This window comes from Gracilimonas sp., assembly GCF_035704785.1.
In the GTDB taxonomy this organism is placed as follows: domain Bacteria; phylum Bacteroidota; class Rhodothermia; order Balneolales; family Balneolaceae; genus Gracilimonas.
This window is the reverse complement of record NZ_DASSWP010000017.1, coordinates 1-19,631: the sequence shown is the minus strand read 5'-3', so window position 1 is coordinate 19,631 and position 19,631 is coordinate 1. Positions and strand designations below refer to the sequence as shown.

Annotated in this window: 22 protein-coding genes; 12 read left to right on the top strand and 10 right to left on the bottom strand. The window is 39.9% G+C overall.

Features of this window, described 5'->3' with window-relative positions; translation table 11 throughout:
- Both VFM80_RS00865 and VFM80_RS00860 read left to right on the top strand, forming a co-directional pair.
- Positions 1 to 183 (top strand): hypothetical protein (locus VFM80_RS00865; protein WP_395068605.1); only part of this gene is annotated, 183 nt, incomplete at its 5' end.
- 95 nt (positions 184 to 278) lie between these two features.
- Positions 279 to 2,054, top strand: coding sequence for an ABC transporter ATP-binding protein (locus tag VFM80_RS00860; RefSeq protein ID WP_395068603.1), 1,776 nt, complete (start codon positions 279 to 281; stop codon positions 2,052 to 2,054).
- Positions 2,055 to 2,114: 60 nt separating this feature from the next.
- Here the strand turns inward: VFM80_RS00860 and VFM80_RS00855 are convergent, their stop codons facing one another.
- The 5 genes from VFM80_RS00855 to VFM80_RS00835 all read right to left on the bottom strand — a co-directional run bounded on the left by VFM80_RS00855 (position 2,115) and on the right by VFM80_RS00835 (position 6,536).
- Positions 2,115 to 2,909, bottom strand: a complete 795-nt coding sequence (locus VFM80_RS00855; protein ID WP_395068601.1) for a DUF4382 domain-containing protein — start codon at positions 2,907 to 2,909, stop codon at positions 2,115 to 2,117.
- 171 nt (positions 2,910 to 3,080) lie between these two features.
- The gene (locus VFM80_RS00850) at positions 3,081 to 3,935 is read right to left on the bottom strand and encodes a hypothetical protein (protein WP_395068599.1); all 855 of its coding nucleotides are present in this window, start codon (positions 3,933 to 3,935) and stop codon (positions 3,081 to 3,083) included.
- A gap of 54 nt (positions 3,936 to 3,989) precedes the next feature.
- Positions 3,990 to 5,252 (bottom strand): glycogen-binding domain-containing protein, encoded by a 1,263-nt coding sequence (locus VFM80_RS00845; RefSeq protein ID WP_395068597.1) that lies wholly within the window; start codon positions 5,250 to 5,252, stop codon positions 3,990 to 3,992.
- Entirely contained in the window at positions 5,249 to 5,968 is a 720-nt protein-coding gene (locus tag VFM80_RS00840) for a hypothetical protein (RefSeq protein WP_395068595.1), read from the bottom strand. Before VFM80_RS00840 ends, VFM80_RS00845 begins: the two co-directional genes overlap by 4 nt.
- Positions 5,961 to 6,536, bottom strand: coding sequence for an RNA polymerase sigma factor (locus tag VFM80_RS00835; RefSeq protein ID WP_395068593.1), 576 nt, complete (start codon positions 6,534 to 6,536; stop codon positions 5,961 to 5,963). Before VFM80_RS00835 ends, VFM80_RS00840 begins: the two co-directional genes overlap by 8 nt.
- Before the next feature lie 240 nt (positions 6,537 to 6,776).
- Here VFM80_RS00835 and VFM80_RS00830 point away from each other — a divergent pair, with 240 nt between their 5' ends.
- The 4 genes from VFM80_RS00830 to fbp all read left to right on the top strand — a co-directional run bounded on the left by VFM80_RS00830 (position 6,777) and on the right by fbp (position 9,910).
- Positions 6,777 to 7,040, top strand: coding sequence for a hypothetical protein (locus VFM80_RS00830; protein ID WP_395068591.1), 264 nt, complete (start codon positions 6,777 to 6,779; stop codon positions 7,038 to 7,040).
- A gap of 19 nt (positions 7,041 to 7,059) precedes the next feature.
- A protein-coding gene (gene prfB / locus VFM80_RS00825; RefSeq protein WP_395068589.1) for a peptide chain release factor 2 occupies positions 7,060 to 8,170 on the top strand; the annotation gives its coding sequence in 2 pieces (ribosomal slippage) (positions 7,060 to 7,125 and positions 7,127 to 8,170; 1,110 coding nt in all).
- 39 nt (positions 8,171 to 8,209) lie between these two features.
- Positions 8,210 to 8,806, top strand: coding sequence for a dephospho-CoA kinase (gene coaE / locus VFM80_RS00820; protein ID WP_395068587.1), 597 nt, complete (start codon positions 8,210 to 8,212; stop codon positions 8,804 to 8,806).
- An 81-nt stretch (positions 8,807 to 8,887) separates the two neighbouring features.
- Positions 8,888 to 9,910: a class 1 fructose-bisphosphatase gene (gene fbp / locus VFM80_RS00815; RefSeq protein ID WP_395068585.1), complete on the top strand. Its 1,023-nt coding sequence runs from the start codon at positions 8,888 to 8,890 to the stop codon at positions 9,908 to 9,910.
- A 17-nt stretch (positions 9,911 to 9,927) separates the two neighbouring features.
- Here fbp and VFM80_RS00810 read toward each other — a convergent pair whose 3' ends face one another.
- On the bottom strand, positions 9,928 to 10,413 hold the full coding sequence (locus VFM80_RS00810) for a DUF192 domain-containing protein (protein ID WP_395068583.1): 486 nt from the start codon (positions 10,411 to 10,413) through the stop codon (positions 9,928 to 9,930).
- A 207-nt stretch (positions 10,414 to 10,620) separates the two neighbouring features.
- On the opposite strand from VFM80_RS00810, the gene rimP reads away from it, so the two are divergent.
- The 6 genes from rimP to VFM80_RS00780 all read left to right on the top strand — a co-directional run bounded on the left by rimP (position 10,621) and on the right by VFM80_RS00780 (position 17,359).
- A complete protein-coding gene (gene rimP, locus VFM80_RS00805; protein WP_395068581.1) occupies positions 10,621 to 11,085 on the top strand; it encodes a ribosome maturation factor RimP in 465 nt (154 codons plus the stop codon).
- A 13-nt stretch (positions 11,086 to 11,098) separates the two neighbouring features.
- Positions 11,099 to 12,355 carry a transcription termination factor NusA gene (nusA, locus tag VFM80_RS00800; protein ID WP_395068579.1) on the top strand — a complete coding sequence of 419 codons (1,257 nt, stop codon included), beginning with the start codon at positions 11,099 to 11,101 and terminating at the stop codon, positions 12,353 to 12,355.
- A gap of 57 nt (positions 12,356 to 12,412) precedes the next feature.
- Complete coding sequence (gene infB / locus VFM80_RS00795) at positions 12,413 to 15,238, top strand: translation initiation factor IF-2 (protein ID WP_395068577.1); 2,826 nt, start codon at positions 12,413 to 12,415, stop codon at positions 15,236 to 15,238.
- A gap of 81 nt (positions 15,239 to 15,319) precedes the next feature.
- Positions 15,320 to 15,694: a 30S ribosome-binding factor RbfA gene (gene rbfA, locus VFM80_RS00790; protein ID WP_395068575.1), complete on the top strand. Its 375-nt coding sequence runs from the start codon at positions 15,320 to 15,322 to the stop codon at positions 15,692 to 15,694.
- Positions 15,695 to 15,698: 4 nt separating this feature from the next.
- The gene (truB, locus tag VFM80_RS00785) at positions 15,699 to 16,442 is read left to right on the top strand and encodes a tRNA pseudouridine(55) synthase TruB (RefSeq protein WP_395068573.1); all 744 of its coding nucleotides are present in this window, start codon (positions 15,699 to 15,701) and stop codon (positions 16,440 to 16,442) included.
- A complete protein-coding gene (locus tag VFM80_RS00780; protein ID WP_395068571.1) occupies positions 16,430 to 17,359 on the top strand; it encodes a bifunctional riboflavin kinase/FAD synthetase in 930 nt (309 codons plus the stop codon). Before truB ends, VFM80_RS00780 begins: the two co-directional genes overlap by 13 nt.
- Before the next feature lie 18 nt (positions 17,360 to 17,377).
- Here the strand turns inward: VFM80_RS00780 and VFM80_RS00775 are convergent, their stop codons facing one another.
- From VFM80_RS00775 to VFM80_RS00760, 4 genes are all read right to left on the bottom strand, one after another.
- Positions 17,378 to 17,617 (bottom strand): hypothetical protein, encoded by a 240-nt coding sequence (locus tag VFM80_RS00775; RefSeq protein ID WP_395068569.1) that lies wholly within the window; start codon positions 17,615 to 17,617, stop codon positions 17,378 to 17,380.
- 103 nt (positions 17,618 to 17,720) lie between these two features.
- Positions 17,721 to 18,284: a DUF4256 domain-containing protein gene (locus VFM80_RS00770; protein WP_395068567.1), complete on the bottom strand. Its 564-nt coding sequence runs from the start codon at positions 18,282 to 18,284 to the stop codon at positions 17,721 to 17,723.
- 117 nt (positions 18,285 to 18,401) lie between these two features.
- Entirely contained in the window at positions 18,402 to 18,761 is a 360-nt protein-coding gene (locus tag VFM80_RS00765; RefSeq protein ID WP_395068565.1) for a nuclear transport factor 2 family protein, read from the bottom strand.
- A 65-nt stretch (positions 18,762 to 18,826) separates the two neighbouring features.
- Positions 18,827 to 19,631, bottom strand: an 805-nt coding sequence (locus VFM80_RS00760; RefSeq protein WP_395068563.1) for a TolB family protein, incomplete at its 5' end; no start/stop codon positions are given.

The following is a 19,631-nucleotide window of genomic DNA, read 5'->3' as shown; positions in this document are numbered from 1 at the left end:
AGAACTATAAGAGCAGCAGTAAGAAAAACTTCCGAAGCCGTAAAGGGGGAAGCTCAAGCAGACGAAGCAGTAGTAGCGGCAGTTCTCGCGGGAACCGAAGCAGTAGTTCAAATCGTTCTGGAAGCCGTGATAGTAATTATAAGCGCAAAACATACGGCAGCAGTACGTACAGCTCGAACATAAAAAATAAGAATGACGACTCTGACTCAGATTCACCTAAAAAGATTACCCCCAGATCTTCTTATGATGATTTTGACAGATTTTAATCGAAATAGTAAGTGAGTAACAATAAAAATTCTGAAGCCGTCGATACCACTCTGATTCGACGGCTTTATTTTTTTCTAAAACCATACCGAGGGTACGTATTATTAGCCATCGGCTTAACGCTGGCGGCTTCATACCTCGGTACAATTCGTCCTAAGCTTACTCAGATAGCCGTGGATGAATACATTGCTACGGATGATTTTGAAGGCTTGTGGTGGATCATAACGCTGCTGGGCGGAGCTCTGCTGGGCGAGTTTATTCTGTTGGTTTTCAATACCTACATCACCAGGTGGTTTGGCCAAAATGCGCTGTACTCTCTTAGAAATACCGTTTTCAAGAAGATACAAACACTTAATGTTCAGTTCTTTGATAAGAACCCCATTGGTCGTCTTATCACCAGAACAACCAGTGATATTGAAGCTCTAAGTGAACTGCTTTCCGATGGTGTAGTTACTATAATCGGTGATATGTTCCGGATCATCTTTATTCTTTATTTCATGTTTAGCATGAACTGGGAACTGAGCTTGGTGACTATTGCAGTATTACCGATTCTTTTCTACGCCACTTTCTGGTTCAAAGCGAAAGTCAGGGTTACTTTCTTAGAGGTTCGGGATAAGATCGCTCAGCTCAATTCTTTTGTTCAGGAGCATATTAATGGAATGGACGTTGTTCAGCTTTTTAATAGAGAGAAAAAGCAACGGGAGAAATTTGAAAAGATAAACGCAGGTCACCGGGATGCATACATAGAGACCATCTTCTACTTTGCTATTTTTTGGCCTATCGTTGAAGTAACGGCAAGTCTGGCAATGGCACTGATCGTTTGGTATGGTGGGGCAAGGGCACTTATGGATGGAGTAACCTTCGGTGTACTTTTAGCTTTTATTCAGTATGCAAGACAGTTCTTTAGGCCAATTCAAGGGTTGTCAGAGAAGTTTAATACCCTGCAATCCGCATTGGCATCTTCAGAAAGGATATTCAGTGTACTCGATACCAAAACTCAGGTTATTGAAACGGACTCACCTCAAAAAATAAAAGATCCGCAAGGGAAGATCGAGTTCGAAAATGTGTGGTTCAGGTATAATGATGATGAAGGATATGTACTCAAAGATGTATCTTTTACAGCGGAAGCGGGTGATGCTGTTGCTATTGTAGGTGCAACCGGAGCCGGAAAGACTACGATCATAAATCTGCTGATGCGTTTTTATGATATTCAAAAGGGCAGTATCAAAATAGACGGGGTGGATGTCAGGGATCTGTCACTTCATGATCTTCGTTCTCATTTTGGCTTGGTTTTACAGGATAATGCACTTTTCTCAGGCTCGATCTTTGACAATATCACACTTGGGCATCCCGATATAACCAGAGAGCAAGTAATAGAAGCTGCTCATAAAGTTGAGGCTCATCGGTTTATCGAAAAACTTCCGGGCGCTTATGACTATGTTCTGCAAGAAAGAGGCACTTCACTTTCAATGGGGCAACGACAGCTAATTTGCTTTGTTCGGGCATTGGTGTATGATCCAGAGATTTTGATCCTGGATGAAGCCACATCAAGTGTGGATTCAGAAACGGAGGCTTTGGTAACAGAATCCAGTAGGCTAATGATGGAAGGAAGAACTTCAATTGTTGTTGCGCACAGACTTTCAACCATTCAACATGCGGAAACCATTTTGGTAATGCATAAGGGAGAAATTCGGGAATCGGGAAGTCATCAAGAGCTGATTTTGCAGGAAAATGGAATCTATAAAAAACTGTATGAACTACAATATAAAGATCAGCTGATACCCGAATAAAAAAAAGGCCTGGAAATCAATCCAGACCTTTTTAGGGGTTATGTTTGGATAAAATTGACCTTAATTCAGGCTCAACTCAATACTACCAAGATCATTGGTTTCACCAACAGTTACTGCTACACCGGTAGTGTCTTTAGAAGTGTAATTTTCATTCGTTGGATCGAAAGATACAGTATAGCTTCCTTCTTCAAGGCCTATTAATCTGAATGTGCCGTTTTCAGCATCAGCATAAGTTGAAGAAAGTGTGTCACCATTTGCAATGGCATAAACAACCGGTTCGGCTTCAGCAGGAGATATGGTACCTTCAATATTTCCGCTAATAGCTTGGTTTGTTGCTTTTATCACAGGTTGCAGCAGATAGTTTTGGTTTCCGGTAACTACTACTGATCTGCTGGCATCAAAATCGAGAAGCAATACATAGTCAATATCGGCTTCAATTTCTGCATTTACGTTTAACTTGATACCTGTTTGGGCTCCGCTTGGAATGAACATATCATGCGATTGACCATCAACTACCACACTGTGTCCGTCTTGACTTAAAATAAGGCGTACTTGTTCGTAAGTTCCGACTTCAAGTTCTATTTCGCCAAGAGGTTGCAATACACCGTTAGTTAGTTCTAACAGGTCAAATACTTGTTGCGGTGAACCTACGGTTATCCATCCTTCTTCGTCAGAGCTTTTATTTACCTCTACGCTTTCAATAAACACGTTTACTTCATCATAGCTTGCAGGCGCATCATGAAGCAATACTTGAAAACTTCCGGTACGGCTATCCGATTGGGTTCCGCATCCTATGATCATAAATGAGGATACTACAGCGGCGGTTAATAATTTTAAAAATTTAGAGTAGTACATAATTATATTTTTTAGTTTGTTGTTAGTGGGTTTATTTATGCGACGACTAACTTTCGATTTGGTTACTGAAATAATTAGTGTTTTTTAATCTTGGGTGAGAGCACATCAAATAAGTGCCATATCAACGTTATCTTTGATCAAAAGAAACAAATTGTTAGAGGTGATATAGAATCAACCGTTTCCGCTACCGTCAATAGGATTACCGGGTCTGCCAGGGACACCTGCAGGAGGGCCTCCAATTTTGCCATCAAACAAGCCCTGAAGAATATTTGTAGCAGGTGCTCCTATTTCTAATTGCTGAAATATTCCATTTACAATATTACCCACAGGGAGTTGACCTCTGCTTTGTGCCATCTGCATAGCTGAAGGTAATTTTTGGAGGTCTGCTGATTTGAACCCGCCTTTAATCGACTGGATAATAAGTTTGCCGGATAACTCAGGATTGTCTGAACTTGTAGGCAGATCTGGGAGAATAGTAAGTGAAGTTACAATTTCATTAGCGTTAATTTTGGATAAAATTTCATCATTGTTGAGTTCATTCATGAAATCTGTCACACTTTGTTCAGTAAGGCCTTGGTTTAAAGCGCGACCGGTACTTTTCAGCAAATTATTTCTAAATTGTTGGACGGATTCTTCTGACTCCGTTCGTTCAAGCATGTTCTGTACTCCGGATTTTTGCATCCAGGGGTCCACAATGTTCACAGATTGTTGGGTAGCTTCTTGCAATCCCTGTAGTACGTTTAATAAAACATGGCTGGGAACTTTTTTTGCCAAACCTTCAGATGTTTTTTCAAGGATCATATCAAACGGCAGGTCCCCTTCTGCTAGTGTAACGGCAGGCTCTAATATTTCAGCCAGTTGATCTCCACTTATCCCGTTTGCCTTAGCTCGTTCCTGAAGCCGGGTTATGTGTGATTCATCAATACCTAACTCAGAAGCCTTTTGAGTTAAAATAGATAATGAAGTTTGCTGTGCAGAAATTGAAGCAGGAAATATTAGCAGAAAACTAAACAGAGTAAGCTTCATTAATGTCCTTACCGGTGATATATTCGTTGTTTTTCTCATGTGATTATCAATTACTTATTCTATAATTTTTAAAGCATTTGTTCCGCCGAAACCATCTTTAACGGTAGAGGTATTGTTAGAAAATTCCAGCCACTTTTCATCAGAACCGTTAATGACCAATATCCTGTATTCATAAAGTCCCGGTTCCATCTTTAAGACGGTTTTATAGGTGTTTTTAGATTCTTCTCTAAGTGGTATTCCAGGCATTTCCCAGTCATTAAAATCTCCCACTAAGAATAAATTACCACTCCCTCTATATTTTATACGTAAAGTGTATTGATCGGTATCCTCTGTCCAAATTGGTTCGATTGTTCGTTTTCCGGAGGTAAACAAATTTGGAGTCAATGAAAAACGTACTCCCCCTGAAATTTGAAAATCTCCGATACCATCATTTATGGATGAAGATTCATACAACGAGCGTTCAGCAGATATAAAAGCAGAAGTATTATTTGAAACGGGATAACTGCCCTCCAATTTAATTCGCCAGATTTGATCATTTATAGACTGGGTTTCAGTAGTACCTCCCGGAGGACCAAAAGGGCCACCCGGTCCGCCACCTTCATCAACAGTGGTGGTAAATTCTGAACTATAGTTTATAAATTGTAATTCAGAAGTTATTCTACTTCCATTAACAAATAAGTGTCTAAGTGAAAATGAAGTTGAAATCCCATTTTGGATAGCAGGTAAATTTTCAAAATTTCCATAAATTCCTCCTTTTAATTGCCACCTGAACCCGATCCAGGACTCCATTTCCAACGCATAAGAGTCTAAACGATTATTGATATTAAGACTATCCTGAAAACCTACGTACTCCCTAAAATTGGATCCGGCTTTAAAGTGCAAGGAAGTAAAAGATGATGGAAACCAGGTTATATATGGTTGTACCCAATGGAGGTTTCTGTCAAAATCAGATTGAAAACCACTGGTGCCGATATTAAAACCGGCATGTAATTTTGAGCTGATTTGACCTATATACCGGGCATATGCAAGATGTCCATGCCAGGTAGATTGTCCAGTAAAAAATGGTTCAAATACATAGCCGCCATTTAGTTCAAACTTATGTCGGTTTTTGTCCCAAAAAAGTTGCCCAAAAGTCGCAGCTAGGCCATACCCTGAGTTATAGGTACGGTCCCATTCAGAGAAAAAAGGATTAAGGTAGGTATTTGAAGAATACCCCACCCTGAATTCAGAGGTAACTGAAGTCTGCAAGTCTTGAGACAGTGCAGGAAAAGGGAGTAAATAAGCTATAAATAACATGGTTAAAACCTTTGATTTCATAGATATATAATGGCATTTTTATTCCCAAAACCGTCATCTTGATACATATTGGCAAGAGGGTCTGTTACCCATTTTTCGCCATTTACTACAAACATGTATTTATGTTCTCCTCTTGGCATAGAGAAAAACCCTGTCCAAACATTTTGTCCGTTAACCTGTTGTTTAGTTAATGAATCAGGAGCCCAGCTGTTAAAGTCTCCGGCTATGGCAATGCTTTCCGCGTTGTCATCCACATAAATAAAGCGCACCCAAACCATCTCCTCAGTGTCAGCTACTGTTTGGGTCTCAAATTCATTGCCGTTTTGAGAAATTTCTCCGGACTCATTTTGCAGGAAGTAATAGGGCAGTACAGGGGTGAGAAGTATCAAAGCAAATATAGCAAAAGCGAAGGCAGGCTTCAGCTGAAAAGACCTGGGAGTGAACAAAGTTTCAATCCATCTTGTAATTTTGTCTTTTAATTGAGACTGGAGAGATTCAGTAGCATTCATTCTTTCTTTTTGTTCTATCTCTGACATTACTTTACCGGAAAAATATTCAGGTACCTCAAAAGTCTCCTTCGAAAACTCATGGCTGGAGAATGTTTGACGAAGAAACAAATCGAAACGCAAGGCAGATCGCAATTCTTCGTCATCAGCGATCAGATGAAGTACTTCTCGTTCCTCTGCAGGAGTTAATTCTTCGTCAAGGTATTTTCTAAGTAATTCTTGCTTATCCATAATCATCCATTTTTGTGTTCATGAATTCCCTTAACTCTTCCTTTGCCCGGTATACACGTTGTTTAAGGGCATTTACGGTTACATTTAGTTGCTCCGATATTTCCTTATAAGAAAGTCCATCACGGTATTTCATTAAAAAGGCTTCGGCATAATCAGGAGTGATAGAAACCAATCCTTCATAAAGAATGAGGTTTGTCTCTTTATTCTCCATTTCATGGTCCGGAGTAATCGCGTGTCCTAAGGTATCCCGGAGTTCATGACTTTCCATTTCACTAAAATTTTTATTTTTCCTTCTAATATTTTTAACATAATCACGGCAATGATTCATACTGATAACATAAAGCCAAGATGAAAATTTTGATTTACCATCAAATGTCTCAAGCCGTTCATAGGTCTTTACAAAAATTTGCTGAGCCAACTCTTCCACTTCATCTTCCGATTTTATGAATCTGCGGACTATATGAAAAACCATGGGAGCATGTTTATTGACAAGCTGGGAGTAGACCTTTCGGTTACCCGCTAAGACTTCATCTATGCATTGTTTATCTGAAAGCTCAAAATCATCCATTCAACTTCAGTAACTGGTGATAACTCATCGGATAACATACTCAAAAAAATAATCGATTTGTTGATATGACGACTATATTGCCACTTGGTTACTGAGGTTTTTTAAATTCTAAAAATGATAATGGCTTAAGCTTTTAAGATGGAACAATTGAGTAGGGTAGAAGTGTTAAATTTATAAGTAAATGAATCAAAAATTTAACCAATGAATTTGTATTTTTAGGTAACTAAAACAGGAGAAATCATGGCTGCTAAAAAAAAGAATGGCAAATCAAAAAAAGATATAGAAGAAACGATCTATGATACTACCGAAGCTTTACAAGATAAAGCCGAGGAGACCTACGATGCCCTGCTTGACCGTTTAAAATATGAGCGGGACGGATTAGAGCGTGAGCTAAGGCACGAATATCGGAATGCAAGACGCTATGTACGTGCTCACCCTGAACAAGGACTGGGAATAGCTTTTGTTGCAGGGTTGGTACTTGGCGCGTTTTTGACAAGAAAATAATAGAGTTTAAAATCTACAGATGGCAATAAATACAGATCACCTACAGGAACTCTATGAGCGCATTGATGCGCTCAGGAGGTACCTTTGACTACGACAAACGCAAAGTCCGAATAATAGAACTTACCGAACAGACCCAAGATCCTAATTTTTGGAATGATCCTGCTAAAGCTCAATCTATAATGAAGGAGCTGGATCATGAGAAAAGTTTGGTGCAAGGCTGGGATAAACTCAATGAACTTCGTGAAAGCATTAATGTATTTCTTGAATTTCAGGAGATGGGTGAAGATGTTGGCTCTGAATTGGAAGCTGAGTTTAAAAAGCTTAAAAAAGCTTTGGAGGAAATGGAGCTTCGTAATATGCTCAGCGGGCCTGATGATCATCGGGATGCCATTGTTAACTTTAACCCGGGAGCGGGTGGAACCGAAAGTCAGGATTGGGCTGAAATGCTTTATCGCATGTATACCCGTTGGGCAGAAAAAGCCGGTTTTAAAGTTTCAGTGGTAGATTACCAACAAGGTGATGTAGCAGGATTGAAAAGTGCTACGATCGAGGTTCAAGGTGATAATGCCTATGGTTTTCTCAAAGCCGAAAGTGGTGTTCATCGTTTGGTTCGTGTTTCTCCTTTTGACAGCAATGCCCGCAGGCATACCTCATTTTGCTCCGTATTTGTGGCACCTCTTATTGATGATACCATTGAAGTGAATATCAATGAAAGTGAGGTTGAGCTTCAGCGTTTTCATTCCAGTGGGGCCGGTGGGCAGAATGTAAATAAGGTAGAGACTGCGGTGCGTTTGATTTGGGAAGGAGAGCTTTCTGATGGCAGAAAGGAACGCGTTGTTGCTGAGTGCCAGCAGGAACGCTCACAGCTCCAAAACCGCGAAAAGGCGATGATACTGTTGAAGTCAAGGATCTATGAGCTGGAAAAAGAAATTCAGGAAGCTGAAAAGGCTAAACTTGAAGGCTCAAAAGGTAAGAATGAGTGGGGATCACAAATTCGCAGTTATGTATTCGATGATCAGAGAGTAAAGGATCACCGCACTAATTATGAAACCAGTGATGTAAGTGGAGTAATGGATGGAGATTTGGACGAATTCATAAAAGCCTATCTCTTGCAGGATGCCAAAGTATAGACCAAAATAGATCACTAAAATAATGGCTGTTATTAAATTATGATCAAAGTCGGCATAACAGGGGGAATCGGTTCCGGTAAAACAACTTTCTGCAAAGAATGGGAAGATTTGGGTGCTTTTGTTCTATATGCCGATGACTTCGCTAAACAGTTGATGAATGAAGATGAAAAGCTCAAAAAGAATATAAGATCTGTTTTTGGAGATGAGTCATATGATGACCGGGGAAGACTGAATAGAGAATTTTTAGCAGAAGAAGCTTTTCAAAAAGGAAGAGTTGAGCAATTGAATGAACTTGTTCATCCTGTTCTATGGGAAAAAACTAAAGAACTGGCTGCTCAAAAAGAAAAAGAAGGGGTTGAAGTTTTTGCTAAAGAAGCAGCTATCCTTCTTAATAACGGTCGCCCCGAGGGAATCGATTTTGTGGTAATTATACTGGCCGATGAATTACATAGAATTGACAGAACTGTAAAAAGAGATAGCAGCTCAGAAAAATTAATCACCGAACGAATAGCAAAACAACCTGATTTTAATAAACTGGTTCATTTAGCTGATTTTGTTGTTACGAATAATGGCAGTTTAAAAGACCTAAAAAATAAGGCGGCGGAAATCTTCAAACAGATCAATGAGGGTAATTGAATAATTCTAAAAGGTGGAGATTTTGTTCGAGAAACATTTTTATATTGTAGAAAAGCGCTTCCATAAAATAATCCAAACGTAGTGAGTACAAAAAATTCAAGGCTGGAAACTTTAGAAGAATATATTATTCAGAACCAAAATAGGTTTCCAGGAGCTACTGGTGAGCTATCGCAGTTACTCAGAGATATTGGATTAGCTGCTAAGATCATTTCGAGAGAAGTTAACAAAGCGGGAATTACAAATATTTTAGGGCTCGACGGCTCTACTAATATTCATGGTGAAGCTGTTAAAAAATTAGATCTTTTTGCTGATCAGCAGCTTATTTCGGCATTGGATCGATCGTTGATCACCTGTATGGTTATCTCTGAGGAAAATGACGGGATCGTAAAACTAAGCAGTAAAGGCGGTAAATATATTGTTTACTTAGATCCCTTGGACGGCTCTTCAAATATAGATGTAAATGTATCCATAGGGAGTATCTTCTCAGTGTATATGAGGGAAGCTCGTTTTGACTCCACGCTTAGAGAATCAGATGCTCTGCAGCCGGGTGTACGACAGGTTGCGGCAGGGTATGTATTGTATGGTTCGAGTACTATTTTGGCTTATACAACCGGATTAGGAGTTTCATTATTCACCTTAGATCCAAGCATAGGTGAGTTCATACTGAGTGATAAAAGAATCAAGATCCCGGATCACGGAAGTATTTACAGCATCAATGAAGGAAGCTATAATTCTTGGGACCTGGGTTTAAAAAAGTATATCAAATACTGTCAGGAGGAAGATGCTGAAAGCGGTAGGCCGTATTCAGCCAGATATATTGGATCTATGGTTGCTGACATACACCGAACATTAATCAAAGGTGGAATTTTTATTTATCCACACAGCAACAGATATCCTAATGGTAAATTGAGGCTTATGTACGAATGCAATCCTCTAAGTTTTATTATAGAACAGTGCGGTGGACTTGCTACAAATGGCGAGAATCGGATTATGGAAATAGAGCCAAAAGCTATACATGAGCAAACTCCGATCTATATGGGTTCTAAAGAGAATGTCAAAAAAGTAATGGAATACTTGAAAGAGTACGCTACAGTAGAGCAGTAAAGGTTTTCTGAATCTTATTAGAAACGAATTCTCATCCCTTCCTGAATGTCGTTAGCCACCGCATATCCTGCATTTGTCTCTACGACAAATTTAGCCGGCTTACCGGAAGGAAGTTGTTCGCTATTGAACGGAGTGGTACTGTGATGGATGCGTACAATGATGCTGTCTGCGTTAACGAACATAATATCCAGTGATAAGGGAGTATTGGCCATATAAAAACTAAGTTCACTTTCTTCAGGAAAAATGAATAGCATTCCTGCATCTGACGACATTTCATTAACATCCATTAATCCTTGGTTTCTTTCCTCTTGCTCATCAGCTACAGCAACTTTTAAAGTAGAGACTGTATCAGAACTGCTGTTCAGGAAAGTTACTTCCTGAGTTAACTCAAGCTGCCTGCCGCGATCCGACTCTTGTTCTTCTTTAGAATCTTTATTCTGGCAGGAGGTAAGCGTTCCAAGAATCAGTAGAACGGTAATTATGGGAGTAATTTGAAATTTCATATTGTTCTTGATGTTAGAATTTTTGTAGTTGAGTTCTCAATAAGAAAGTTTAGAAGATTCCCAAATTAACCCAAATCTTTTTAACCAAAAAATGAATCTGTCTACAATCTGTTAGATTCATTGAAATTTAGGCGAAATAGAGCTACCTTTAAAACACAGTGAGCGTCGGAAGGCACTCGCTTTTTTTTGTTTCAGAATTTGGTGAAAATGCAGATAGATATAGCACAAAATATTAAAGACTTAGCGGAACCTCTTGCAGAAGAGCACGATCTTTTTGTTGTAGATGTTGAGCTGAAAACAGGAGGAGGTCAGAACGAAGTCTGGCTTTTGCTTGATAGTGAAAGTGGTGGAGTGAACATCGATCATTGCTCAAAGATCAGCAAAGAACTTGGGTTTTTAATTGAAGCTCATGAGTTGTTTGATAAAAAATATCGTCTGAATGTCTCTTCGCCGGGATTAAGTCGTCCTTTGAGTGATAAAAGGCAATACAAAAAAAATGAAGGTCGTGTTGCAACCATCAAATTTAAGAATACAAACGGTGAGTATAAAAAATTGGAAGGTGTGATCACCGGCATCCTGGAAGATACCGTTGCTTTAACGGATGAAGAGGAAGTAGAAACTCAGATTCCCTTTGAAGCAATCGTAGAAACCAAAATAATTCCCGTAATTTAATTAAGCTAAACTGATGCAGAACGAATTATCAAAACAGATTATCTCCTCATTTGCAGAGATTGCTCATGAGAAAGGCATAGATCGCGATATGCTTCTTTCCATTTTGGAAGATGTTTTTCGCACCATGATCCGCAAAAAATATGAGTCCGACGAAGCTTTTGAGGTAATCTTAAATGCTGACCGGGGAGAAATACAGATATTACATGTACAAGAAGTTGTACCTGCCGATGAGCTTACTGACAGTGTAGCTGAAATATCTTTAGAGGATGCTCAAAAAGTAGATCCTGATATTGAACTTTATGATGAGTTGGCACAGGAAATTCAGATCACCGATTTTGGCCGACGTGCAGTAACCATGGCTCGTCAGCAGCTTGCCCAGCGAATTCGGGAGATCGAAAAAGATAATATTTACGAAGACTATACAGACCGCGTTGGAGAGATCATTCTTGGTGATGTATATCAGGTTCGCCAAAACAAAGATATTCTGGTAAATCACAATGGCGTGGAATTGTTGCTTCCAAAAAGCGATCAAATTTATAAAGATCGTTATCGAAAAGGAGATACCATTCGTGCGGTTGTAACCGGAGTGCATATGCGAAACGGCAATCCAACGGTAATTATCTCAAGAACTTCAGAGTTATTCCTGGAACGACTATTTGAAAATGAGATCCCTGAAGTATTTGATGGTATCATCGAGTTGGTGCGTATTGCACGTGCCCCCGGTGATCGATCAAAAGTAGCGGTTCTTTCGCATGATGAACGTGTGGATCCGGTAGGTGCCTGTGTTGGTATGAAAGGAATCAGGATTCATGCGATAGTTCGTGAACTCCAGAATGAGAATATTGATGTGATCAATTTCACTCCTGATAAGCATGAGTTTATTAAACGTGCTCTCCAGCCTGCAGAAGTATTAAAGGTAGAATTGGATGAAGAGAGCAAACATGCCAATGTATTGGTTCCTGCTGATGAAGTTTCAAAGGCTATTGGTAAAGGAGGAGTGAATATTCGTCTTGCATCCAAACTTGCTGAGGTAGAAATTGATGTATACCGCGAAGTGGAAGAGGAAGACGATATAGATATTGATGAGTTTGAAGTTGATTTCGGCCCAGAAGTGATTAAAATGCTTCATGACATCGGTTGTGATACCGCCCGTGCCGTGCTTGAACTCAACGCAGAAGAATTAGTTAGCAGAACGAACGAAGAAATAGACCCCGAGCTGGCAGAGAAGATTATGAGTGTAATTGCTTACGAATTTGAGGACGAGGCTTAAATCGGCAATTCCACTTAAAAATTCTTAGTTTAACCAGCTCACATTCAAAAACCATTTATGACGTCTAAAAGACCCAAACCATTATTTAAAGTTGCAGCTGAATTTAATGTCGCTACACAATCTATTGTAGATACATTAAGTGAAAATGGATTTGATGCAGCAAATCGCCCAAATTTCAAAATTACGCCGGAAATGTATTCGGCTTTGGATGAAGTATATGGTGAGGATAAAGCTAAGAGTGCGGATCACGAAAAGGCCAGGGAGGAGTATGAGAGTCGTCGAAGCCAAATGATGAATCAGCGCAACGACAGCGTTACTCTCGAAAATGTGCTTGAGCCTATCGAAGAAACCGTTGGTTTGGAACCGGAAGATGAAACATCAGGTTTGGAACCTCAGGAAGAAGATGCATTAGACCCTCTTGAGCCGGAAGAGCAGGCTTCTGAAAAAAAAGAATCAGAAGCTAAGAAGGAAGAAGCGGAAAAGAAAAAAGCTGAGGAAGAGAAGAAGAAGGAAGAAAAAGCGAAGGAGAAAGAGAAAGAAGCTGCTGCTAAAGCCAAAGAAGAAGCTGCTGAAGAAGAGAAAGCAAAAGAACTAGAAGCTAAGAAAGAAAAAGAGAAGGCTGAGAAGGAGAAAAAAGAAAAAGAAGCTAAGAAGAAGGAAGAGGCTAAAGCTGAGAAAGAAGAAGAGCCTGAGGAAGAGAAGAAAACTAAAAAATCGGCTGACGATAAGGATGAGAAAGATGAAGATGAAGAAAACATTATTCGAGGCTCAGCCGGCAAGCTTAAAGGAACTAAAGTATTAGGAAAGGCTTCTTTTACCAGCGATCTAGCCGAGAAGAAAAAACGTAAGACGAGAAAGCGTCGTAAGGATCGTAAAGACGATACCGGTTCTTCTAAGAAAGATGATAGCAGTTCTAAAAACAAAAAATCTTCCAAGAAGAAGAGAAAGAAAAAGGCTGAGATCGATGAGACGGATGTAGATAAAATGATGCGCGAAACCATGAAGAAGATGCAATCTTCTAAAACCGTGGGTAGTAAGCGTGCCAAACGTCGTCGTGAACGTAAAGAAGAGCGTGAGGAAGAGCTGCAAAAGCAGGCGGAAATGGAAGAACTCGAGTCTGATATTGTAGAGACTACCGAGTTTATTACTGCAAATGAACTTGCCGACCTGCTCGATGTTGGAGTAAACGATATTATTTCGGTCTGTATGTCCATTGGATTGATGATCACCATCAATCAGCGCCTGGATGCCGGTACCATTGAGTTGGTTGCAGAGGAATTTGGCAAGGAAGTTGAATTTATAGACGCCGAGGAATTAGACGAAGAACTTACCATTCCTGAAGATGCGGAAGAAGATCTTAAGCCAAGGGCTCCCATCATTACGGTAATGGGTCACGTAGATCATGGTAAAACATCGTTACTTGATTATATACGTGAAGAGAAAGTAGCAGCGGGTGAAGCAGGTGGTATTACCCAACACGTTGGGGCATATCAGGTGGTGCATAACGATAATGAAATTACTTTTCTTGATACCCCTGGTCACGAAGCCTTTACTGCTATGCGTTCTCGTGGAGCTCAGGCAACTGATATCGTAATTCTTGTAGTTGCTGCTGATGATTCTGTGATGCCACAGACCATTGAGGCTATAAATCACGCTAAAGCAGCTGGCGTACCAATGGTGGTGGCCATTAACAAGATGGATCTGGAAGGCGTAAATCCTGACCGAATTAAACAACAGCTTTCTGAGCATGATGTAATTGTAGAGGAGTATGGCGGACAAGTACAGTATGCTGAGGTTTCAGCCCATACCGGTAACGGTATTGAAGATCTCCTTGAAAAGGTATTGATAGAAGCCGAACTGCTTGAATTGAGTGCGAACCCTAACCGCCGTGCAGATGGTGTGGTGTTAGAAGCACGTCTTGATAAAGGAAAAGGAATTGTTGCCAACATTCTTGTTCAGGGTGGTACGCTGAAAGTGGGTGATGCATTTGTAGCAGGTCCATGTTTTGGTCGTGTTAGAGCCATGGAAGATGACCACGGTAAACGAATTAAAGAAGCAGGGCCTTCAACGCCGGTTCAACTTACCGGTTTTGATGACATGCCTCAGGCCGGTGATAAACTTATTGTTGCTGAAGATGAGAAAACAGCTAAAGAAGTGGCGAGCGAAAGAATGCAGATCCGCCGTGAACAGGCTATGCGTTCAACCAAGCATATGACGCTTGATGATATCTCACGCCGACTTGCTCTTGGTGAAGTTTCCGAATTGAATATTATCATCAAAGCTGATGTGGATGGGTCTATAGAAGCATTGTCCGGCTCACTCCAGAAGCTGGGTACGGAAGAAGTTTCAGTGAATATTATTCATACAGGGGCAGGAGCTATTTCTGAATCGGATGTACTTTTAGCTTCGGCTTCAGATGCTATTATTATTGGATTCCAGGTCAGGCCTACGACACAAGCCCGTAAACTGGCTGAAGAAGAAGAAATAGATATTCGTCTCTTCAGTGTTATCTATGATGCTGTTGATGAGGTTAGAGATGCACTTGAAGGTTTGCTTTCTCCTGAATTGAAAGAGCAAATGTTGGGTGTTGTTGATGTTCGTGAGATCTTTAAAGTATCGAAGGTCGGTACCATCGCAGGTTGTTATGTAACAGAAGGCAAGATTGAAAGAAACAATCCTATTCGATTGGTTCGGGATGGTGTTGTGATCTATGATGGCGAAATTGATGCTCTCAAGCGTTTTAAAGATGATGTGAAAGAAGTTGCATCAGGTTATGAGTGCGGTATCAGTATCAAAGGATACAATGATATTAAAGTTGGTGACCAGATAGAGAGCTATAAGATCACTGAAGAGAAACGAACGCTGGAAGACTCAGCAGGATAAAAAAGAAGCCGTGATCGAAAAATTGCGGCTTATCCATCCTCGTTTAGAAATATAGATTTAAATTAATTCTTACCTAATATTATGGGTTTCAGACCTGAAAGATTAGCTGCCGTTATTAAACGTGATCTTGGTGAAATTATCCAAAAATCATATCAGCCAAGCGGCACTTTTGTAACTGTAACGAATGTGGTGATGACGGATGATCTATCCATTGCTAAAGTTTATCTAAGCGTATTTTCACCTGAAAGAGATGATAAACCGGTATACGAGTTTATTGATGATCACATTAATGAGATTCGATATGAACTGGCTTCAAAAATAAAGAACCAGGTTCGTAAAATTCCTGAATTGCATTTCTACGAAGATGATACAGCAGAGTATGTGAATAAGATGGAGCAGCTTTTGAAGAAAGTTGACATCCCTGATGAAGACCCTGATTCACCCAGCGAAGATTAAATAAATGGCCATTGCTATCCCTTTGGATGAGATCCCCGTTTATGGCAAAAGTAACATGCCATCAAAGGATACTGATCTCAAAAAAGGCGCCATCTTTCTGATCAACAAGCCTATAGAATGGTCTAGTTTTGATGTGGTAAAATTTCTTCGCAAAAGGATCAGGGTTAAGAAAACAGGACATGCAGGTACCCTTGACCCCCTTGCAACAGGCATGCTCATTCTTTGCTGCGGAAAGGCTACAAAATCAATTTCATTTATACAGGACCTGCCCAAGGTTTATACTGCTGAGATCACATTCGGTAAGTCTACTACCACTTATGATGCTGAAGGTGAAGTAACCGAAGAAGCAGACTGGGATCATATCACAAAGGAAAAAATTGAGGCAATCCTGGCAGAAGAATTCACAGGAACGGTAGAACAAATCCCACCTATGTATTCTGCGCTTAAATATGGAGGAAAAAAATTATACGAACTTGCTAGAAAAGGGGAAGAAGTAGTCCGCCTGCCCAGGCAAATTACATTTCATGATCACAAGATAGTTGAATTTGATCCCCCTAAGTTAACCTTAAAAACCACCTGCAGTAAGGGAACTTACATTCGGTCACTTGCCAGAGATCTGGGAGAAGCCTTACATTCTAAAGCATATTTAAGTGCACTAGAACGTACAGCGATTGGGCACTTTTTAATTGAAGACGCATTAACTCCACACGAAATGGGAGATCAGTTAAAGGAAATATGGGAAAGCTAATTGAGCTAAAAAATATTACTCATCAACCTAATACGGTAGTGACTGTAGGTACTTTTGATGGAGTGCATAAGGGGCACAGAAAATTAATTAATACCGTAGTTGATAAGGCAAGGTCAAGGGATGCCAGGAGTGTAGTTGTTACTTTTGATCCTCATCCAAGAGAGATCATAAATCCCGGCAAAGGAGGGATTAAGCTATTGACCACTCTTAAAGAACGCTGTGAAATTCTTGAAGACCTGGGAATAGATGTTTTACTGGTAATTCCTTTTGACCGCGATTTTTCCTTGCTCACCTCTGAAGATTTTGTACGGGATATTATTCATGAGAAAGTAGGAGTAAGTGAATTTGTGATTGGCTATGATCATCATTTTGGCAGGGATCGGGAAGGAACCATTGAAACAATTGAAAAACTCGGAAAAGAATTAGGCTTTGATGCCAATGTGGTTTCAAAGGAGGAAATGGGAGAGGTGACTATCAGCAGTACAGTTATCAGAAAGACACTTGCTGAAGAAGGAAATGTTAAAAAAGCTGCTGGCTATCTGAACCGCAACTACCTGCTCAATGGAATTGTGATGCATGGAGATGAGCGGGGGCGAACCATCGGCTATCCGACGGCAAACCTTAAACCTGAACATGAAAATAAGGTGATACCCAAAAATGGTGTATATGCCGTGAAAGTTCGGGTTTCAGGAGAATGGTATGGAGGGATGATGAACATTGGTGTTCGCCCTACTTTTGGGGAAGATGAAAAAACACTGGAAGTACATATCTTTGATTTTGAAAAGGAGATCTACGGAGAAACAATACAGGTTCGTTTTTTTGATCGCATTAGGGACGAGAAAAAATTCAACGGGATAGAGGAATTAAAAGGTCAATTGGATTCAGACAAGCAGAAAAGTTTAGAGTTATTGAAGTAGAATACTTCAGATAAGCAGTTACTCCCAATGTTTCGCCTGTTGTTTTAAGTGCATTTCTCCGGAATCGATCATTTTTTGTAATCGCTCATTACGGTTAGGCGAATTACTGGTAAGATGCCAGTCCCCGCAATATTCACACTGATACACATTTTGGGGACCCTGATCCGCAGGGAAGTTTCGGTTAATATGAATCTCAATTAGTGCCGTTTCCGCTAAGAATTTGGTGGGATATTGGTTTTTCCCTGTGGAACAATTCATGCTGCCGTTGAAGCTGGGTTTTAGTTTTTCATTTGTAGTTCTTCCAAATGTTTGTAGAGTGTAAATATAGGATCTTAATTAAAATTTAGCAGTCTTAACAATTTCAAACCCTTAGAGAACCACGAAATCCTCTGACACCGTAATAAGATTCTGCGCCATTGTGATATATAAAGACGCGTCCAAAACGGTAGTCACCAAAAATGGCGCCACCAAGATCTCGCACATCAGCAGGAGTCTTTAGCCAGCTTGAGGTTTTGGTATCGAATTCTGCAAGCTTTTGCAGTTCCTGGTATTCTTTCTCAGTTAAAAGCTCAACACCCATTTCAGCTGCCATATCGGCCGCGCTATCTTTTGGTTTGTATTTCTTTCTTGATTCCAAGGCCTCACGGTCATAACAGAGGCTTCTGCGTCCATCCGGACTTTCTGCAGAACAATCAAAGAAAACAAATTCGTCTGATTCATTATCGTACCCCACCACATCCGGTTCACCGCCGGTTTGTTCCATTTGATGAAGTGACCATAGTTTATCAGGATTGTCTTCAAGCCTTGCTTGTATCTTTTTCCAGTCAAGGCCTTGATGTCGGCTCATGTTTTCTGAAAAGCGGGTTTCCAATGTGCTGATCAGTGATTCGCGTTGTTCCGGTAATAGCTTCTTATTACTTCCCATTTTTATACTGTGTTATTTTTCGAAGAGTCGTCTTCGTATAGGTGGATTTTTTAGTTGTTTACTCTTAAAGCCAAACTGCAATACATATGCCATATAAATTATTCGGTTTTCGTTTTACTATGATTCAGGTATTGGTAAATCATGCAAACGGAGAAATGATAATTTATCCCAATATCCTCTCTGGAATTTAATTTTTCCATCGGTTATATGGAAAAAACCACACCCTCTTAATCCCAAAGGGTCTTTCCATTCTAAAATAGCCCATTCTCCATCCTCAAATATGTTTTCGGGAATACAGGTCATGTCAGCTGTATTGAATTCAGCCTTAAACATTTCTTTAATAGCGTCGATTCCTTCTACCGGGTCGTTGGCTACCTGATGATTAATTGCATCGGGATGATAAAATGCTGAGATCTTCTCTGCATTTCCCTCGTTAAATGCTTCGACCCATTTTTCTACTACTTCTTTAGGTTTCATTACTTTAGGAACTTAATATTTAGCCATTCATATTACGATCGTGCAATGTCAGAAACTGATCCTTTCTATTCAACCCATAATGGTGTCCCTTCTTCCCATTTGTTATGTGTAAGACGGAAACGTTCTTTTGTACTGACATTATAGGCCACAATTTCACCATACATTTGAGGTGAGAAAATAATAGGCTGTATAAGTGCCTGTTCATCGTTTATACCATATCCTTCAGTTGTATAGACCACCCAATTCCCATCAGGGGAAAAGTGGGCGTGGGCATTTTGCCCTTCACCTACTGAAATTTTTTCAGGATCAGTCCAGCTATTATCCGGATTTAATTTCATTATGAAAATATCCATCGTTTTATACTCATCCTCGCTTCTCAATCTGTCGGAGGCAAATACAATTTTATCTCCCTGTTTAGATATGGCAGGAAAGTTATCCCGATGAATATCCTGAGTCAGATTTATTAATTCATCTTTTGTTTTTAAATAGATATCAAAATGTCCACTTCTTCCGCTTCGAAAAACCATTTTACCATCTTCGCTTAAGTCACCAAATCCATCATTATAGGGTGATTCAGATAGTTTAATCACATTTTTGGTATCGAAGTCATATTTCCAGATATCTCCCTGGGTTTGTGCATTAGCCCTGAAACTTCCGGTGGTAAAAATAAATGATCTTCCATCAGTTGTTACCTTACTGTCTAAAACAGAAAAGTTGGCCGGATTAATATTGGGTTCCTTTTCAAATGAAAACACTGGCCTCTTTTCTCCTGTCACATAATCTACCTGATAAAATTGTAAGGTTGTGTTTACAAAATGATTGATAAAAGTAGCGCATAGGAATGCAAATAAAGCCAAACCGAAAAAAAGC

Bases quoted from the DNA above. Each gene is read 5' to 3' on its own strand.
- rbfA (WP_395068575.1), top strand. From the start codon at position 15,320: ATGGGTTTCAGACCTGAAAGATTAGCTGCCGTTATTAAACGTGATCTT.
- infB (WP_395068577.1), top strand. From the start codon at position 12,413: ATGACGTCTAAAAGACCCAAACCATTATTTAAAGTTGCAGCTGAATTT.
- VFM80_RS00775 (WP_395068569.1), bottom strand. From the start codon at position 17,617: ATGAATTGTTCCACAGGGAAAAACCAATATCCCACCAAATTCTTAGCG.
- rimP (WP_395068581.1), top strand. From the start codon at position 10,621: ATGCAGATAGATATAGCACAAAATATTAAAGACTTAGCGGAACCTCTT.
- VFM80_RS00855 (WP_395068601.1), bottom strand. From the start codon at position 2,909: ATGTACTACTCTAAATTTTTAAAATTATTAACCGCCGCTGTAGTATCC.
- nusA (WP_395068579.1), top strand. From the start codon at position 11,099: ATGCAGAACGAATTATCAAAACAGATTATCTCCTCATTTGCAGAGATT.
- VFM80_RS00840 (WP_395068595.1), bottom strand. From the start codon at position 5,968: ATGGATAAGCAAGAATTACTTAGAAAATACCTTGACGAAGAATTAACT.
- VFM80_RS00780 (WP_395068571.1), top strand. From the start codon at position 16,430: ATGGGAAAGCTAATTGAGCTAAAAAATATTACTCATCAACCTAATACG.
- VFM80_RS00770 (WP_395068567.1), bottom strand. From the start codon at position 18,284: ATGGGAAGTAATAAGAAGCTATTACCGGAACAACGCGAATCACTGATC.
- coaE (WP_395068587.1), top strand. From the start codon at position 8,210: ATGATCAAAGTCGGCATAACAGGGGGAATCGGTTCCGGTAAAACAACT.
- VFM80_RS00765 (WP_395068565.1), bottom strand. From the start codon at position 18,761: ATGAAACCTAAAGAAGTAGTAGAAAAATGGGTCGAAGCATTTAACGAG.
- VFM80_RS00845 (WP_395068597.1), bottom strand. From the start codon at position 5,252: ATGAAATCAAAGGTTTTAACCATGTTATTTATAGCTTATTTACTCCCT.
- VFM80_RS00850 (WP_395068599.1), bottom strand. From the start codon at position 3,935: ATGAAGCTTACTCTGTTTAGTTTTCTGCTAATATTTCCTGCTTCAATT.
- truB (WP_395068573.1), top strand. From the start codon at position 15,699: ATGGCCATTGCTATCCCTTTGGATGAGATCCCCGTTTATGGCAAAAGT.
- VFM80_RS00810 (WP_395068583.1), bottom strand. From the start codon at position 10,413: ATGAAATTTCAAATTACTCCCATAATTACCGTTCTACTGATTCTTGGA.
- VFM80_RS00835 (WP_395068593.1), bottom strand. From the start codon at position 6,536: ATGGATGATTTTGAGCTTTCAGATAAACAATGCATAGATGAAGTCTTA.
- VFM80_RS00830 (WP_395068591.1), top strand. From the start codon at position 6,777: ATGGCTGCTAAAAAAAAGAATGGCAAATCAAAAAAAGATATAGAAGAA.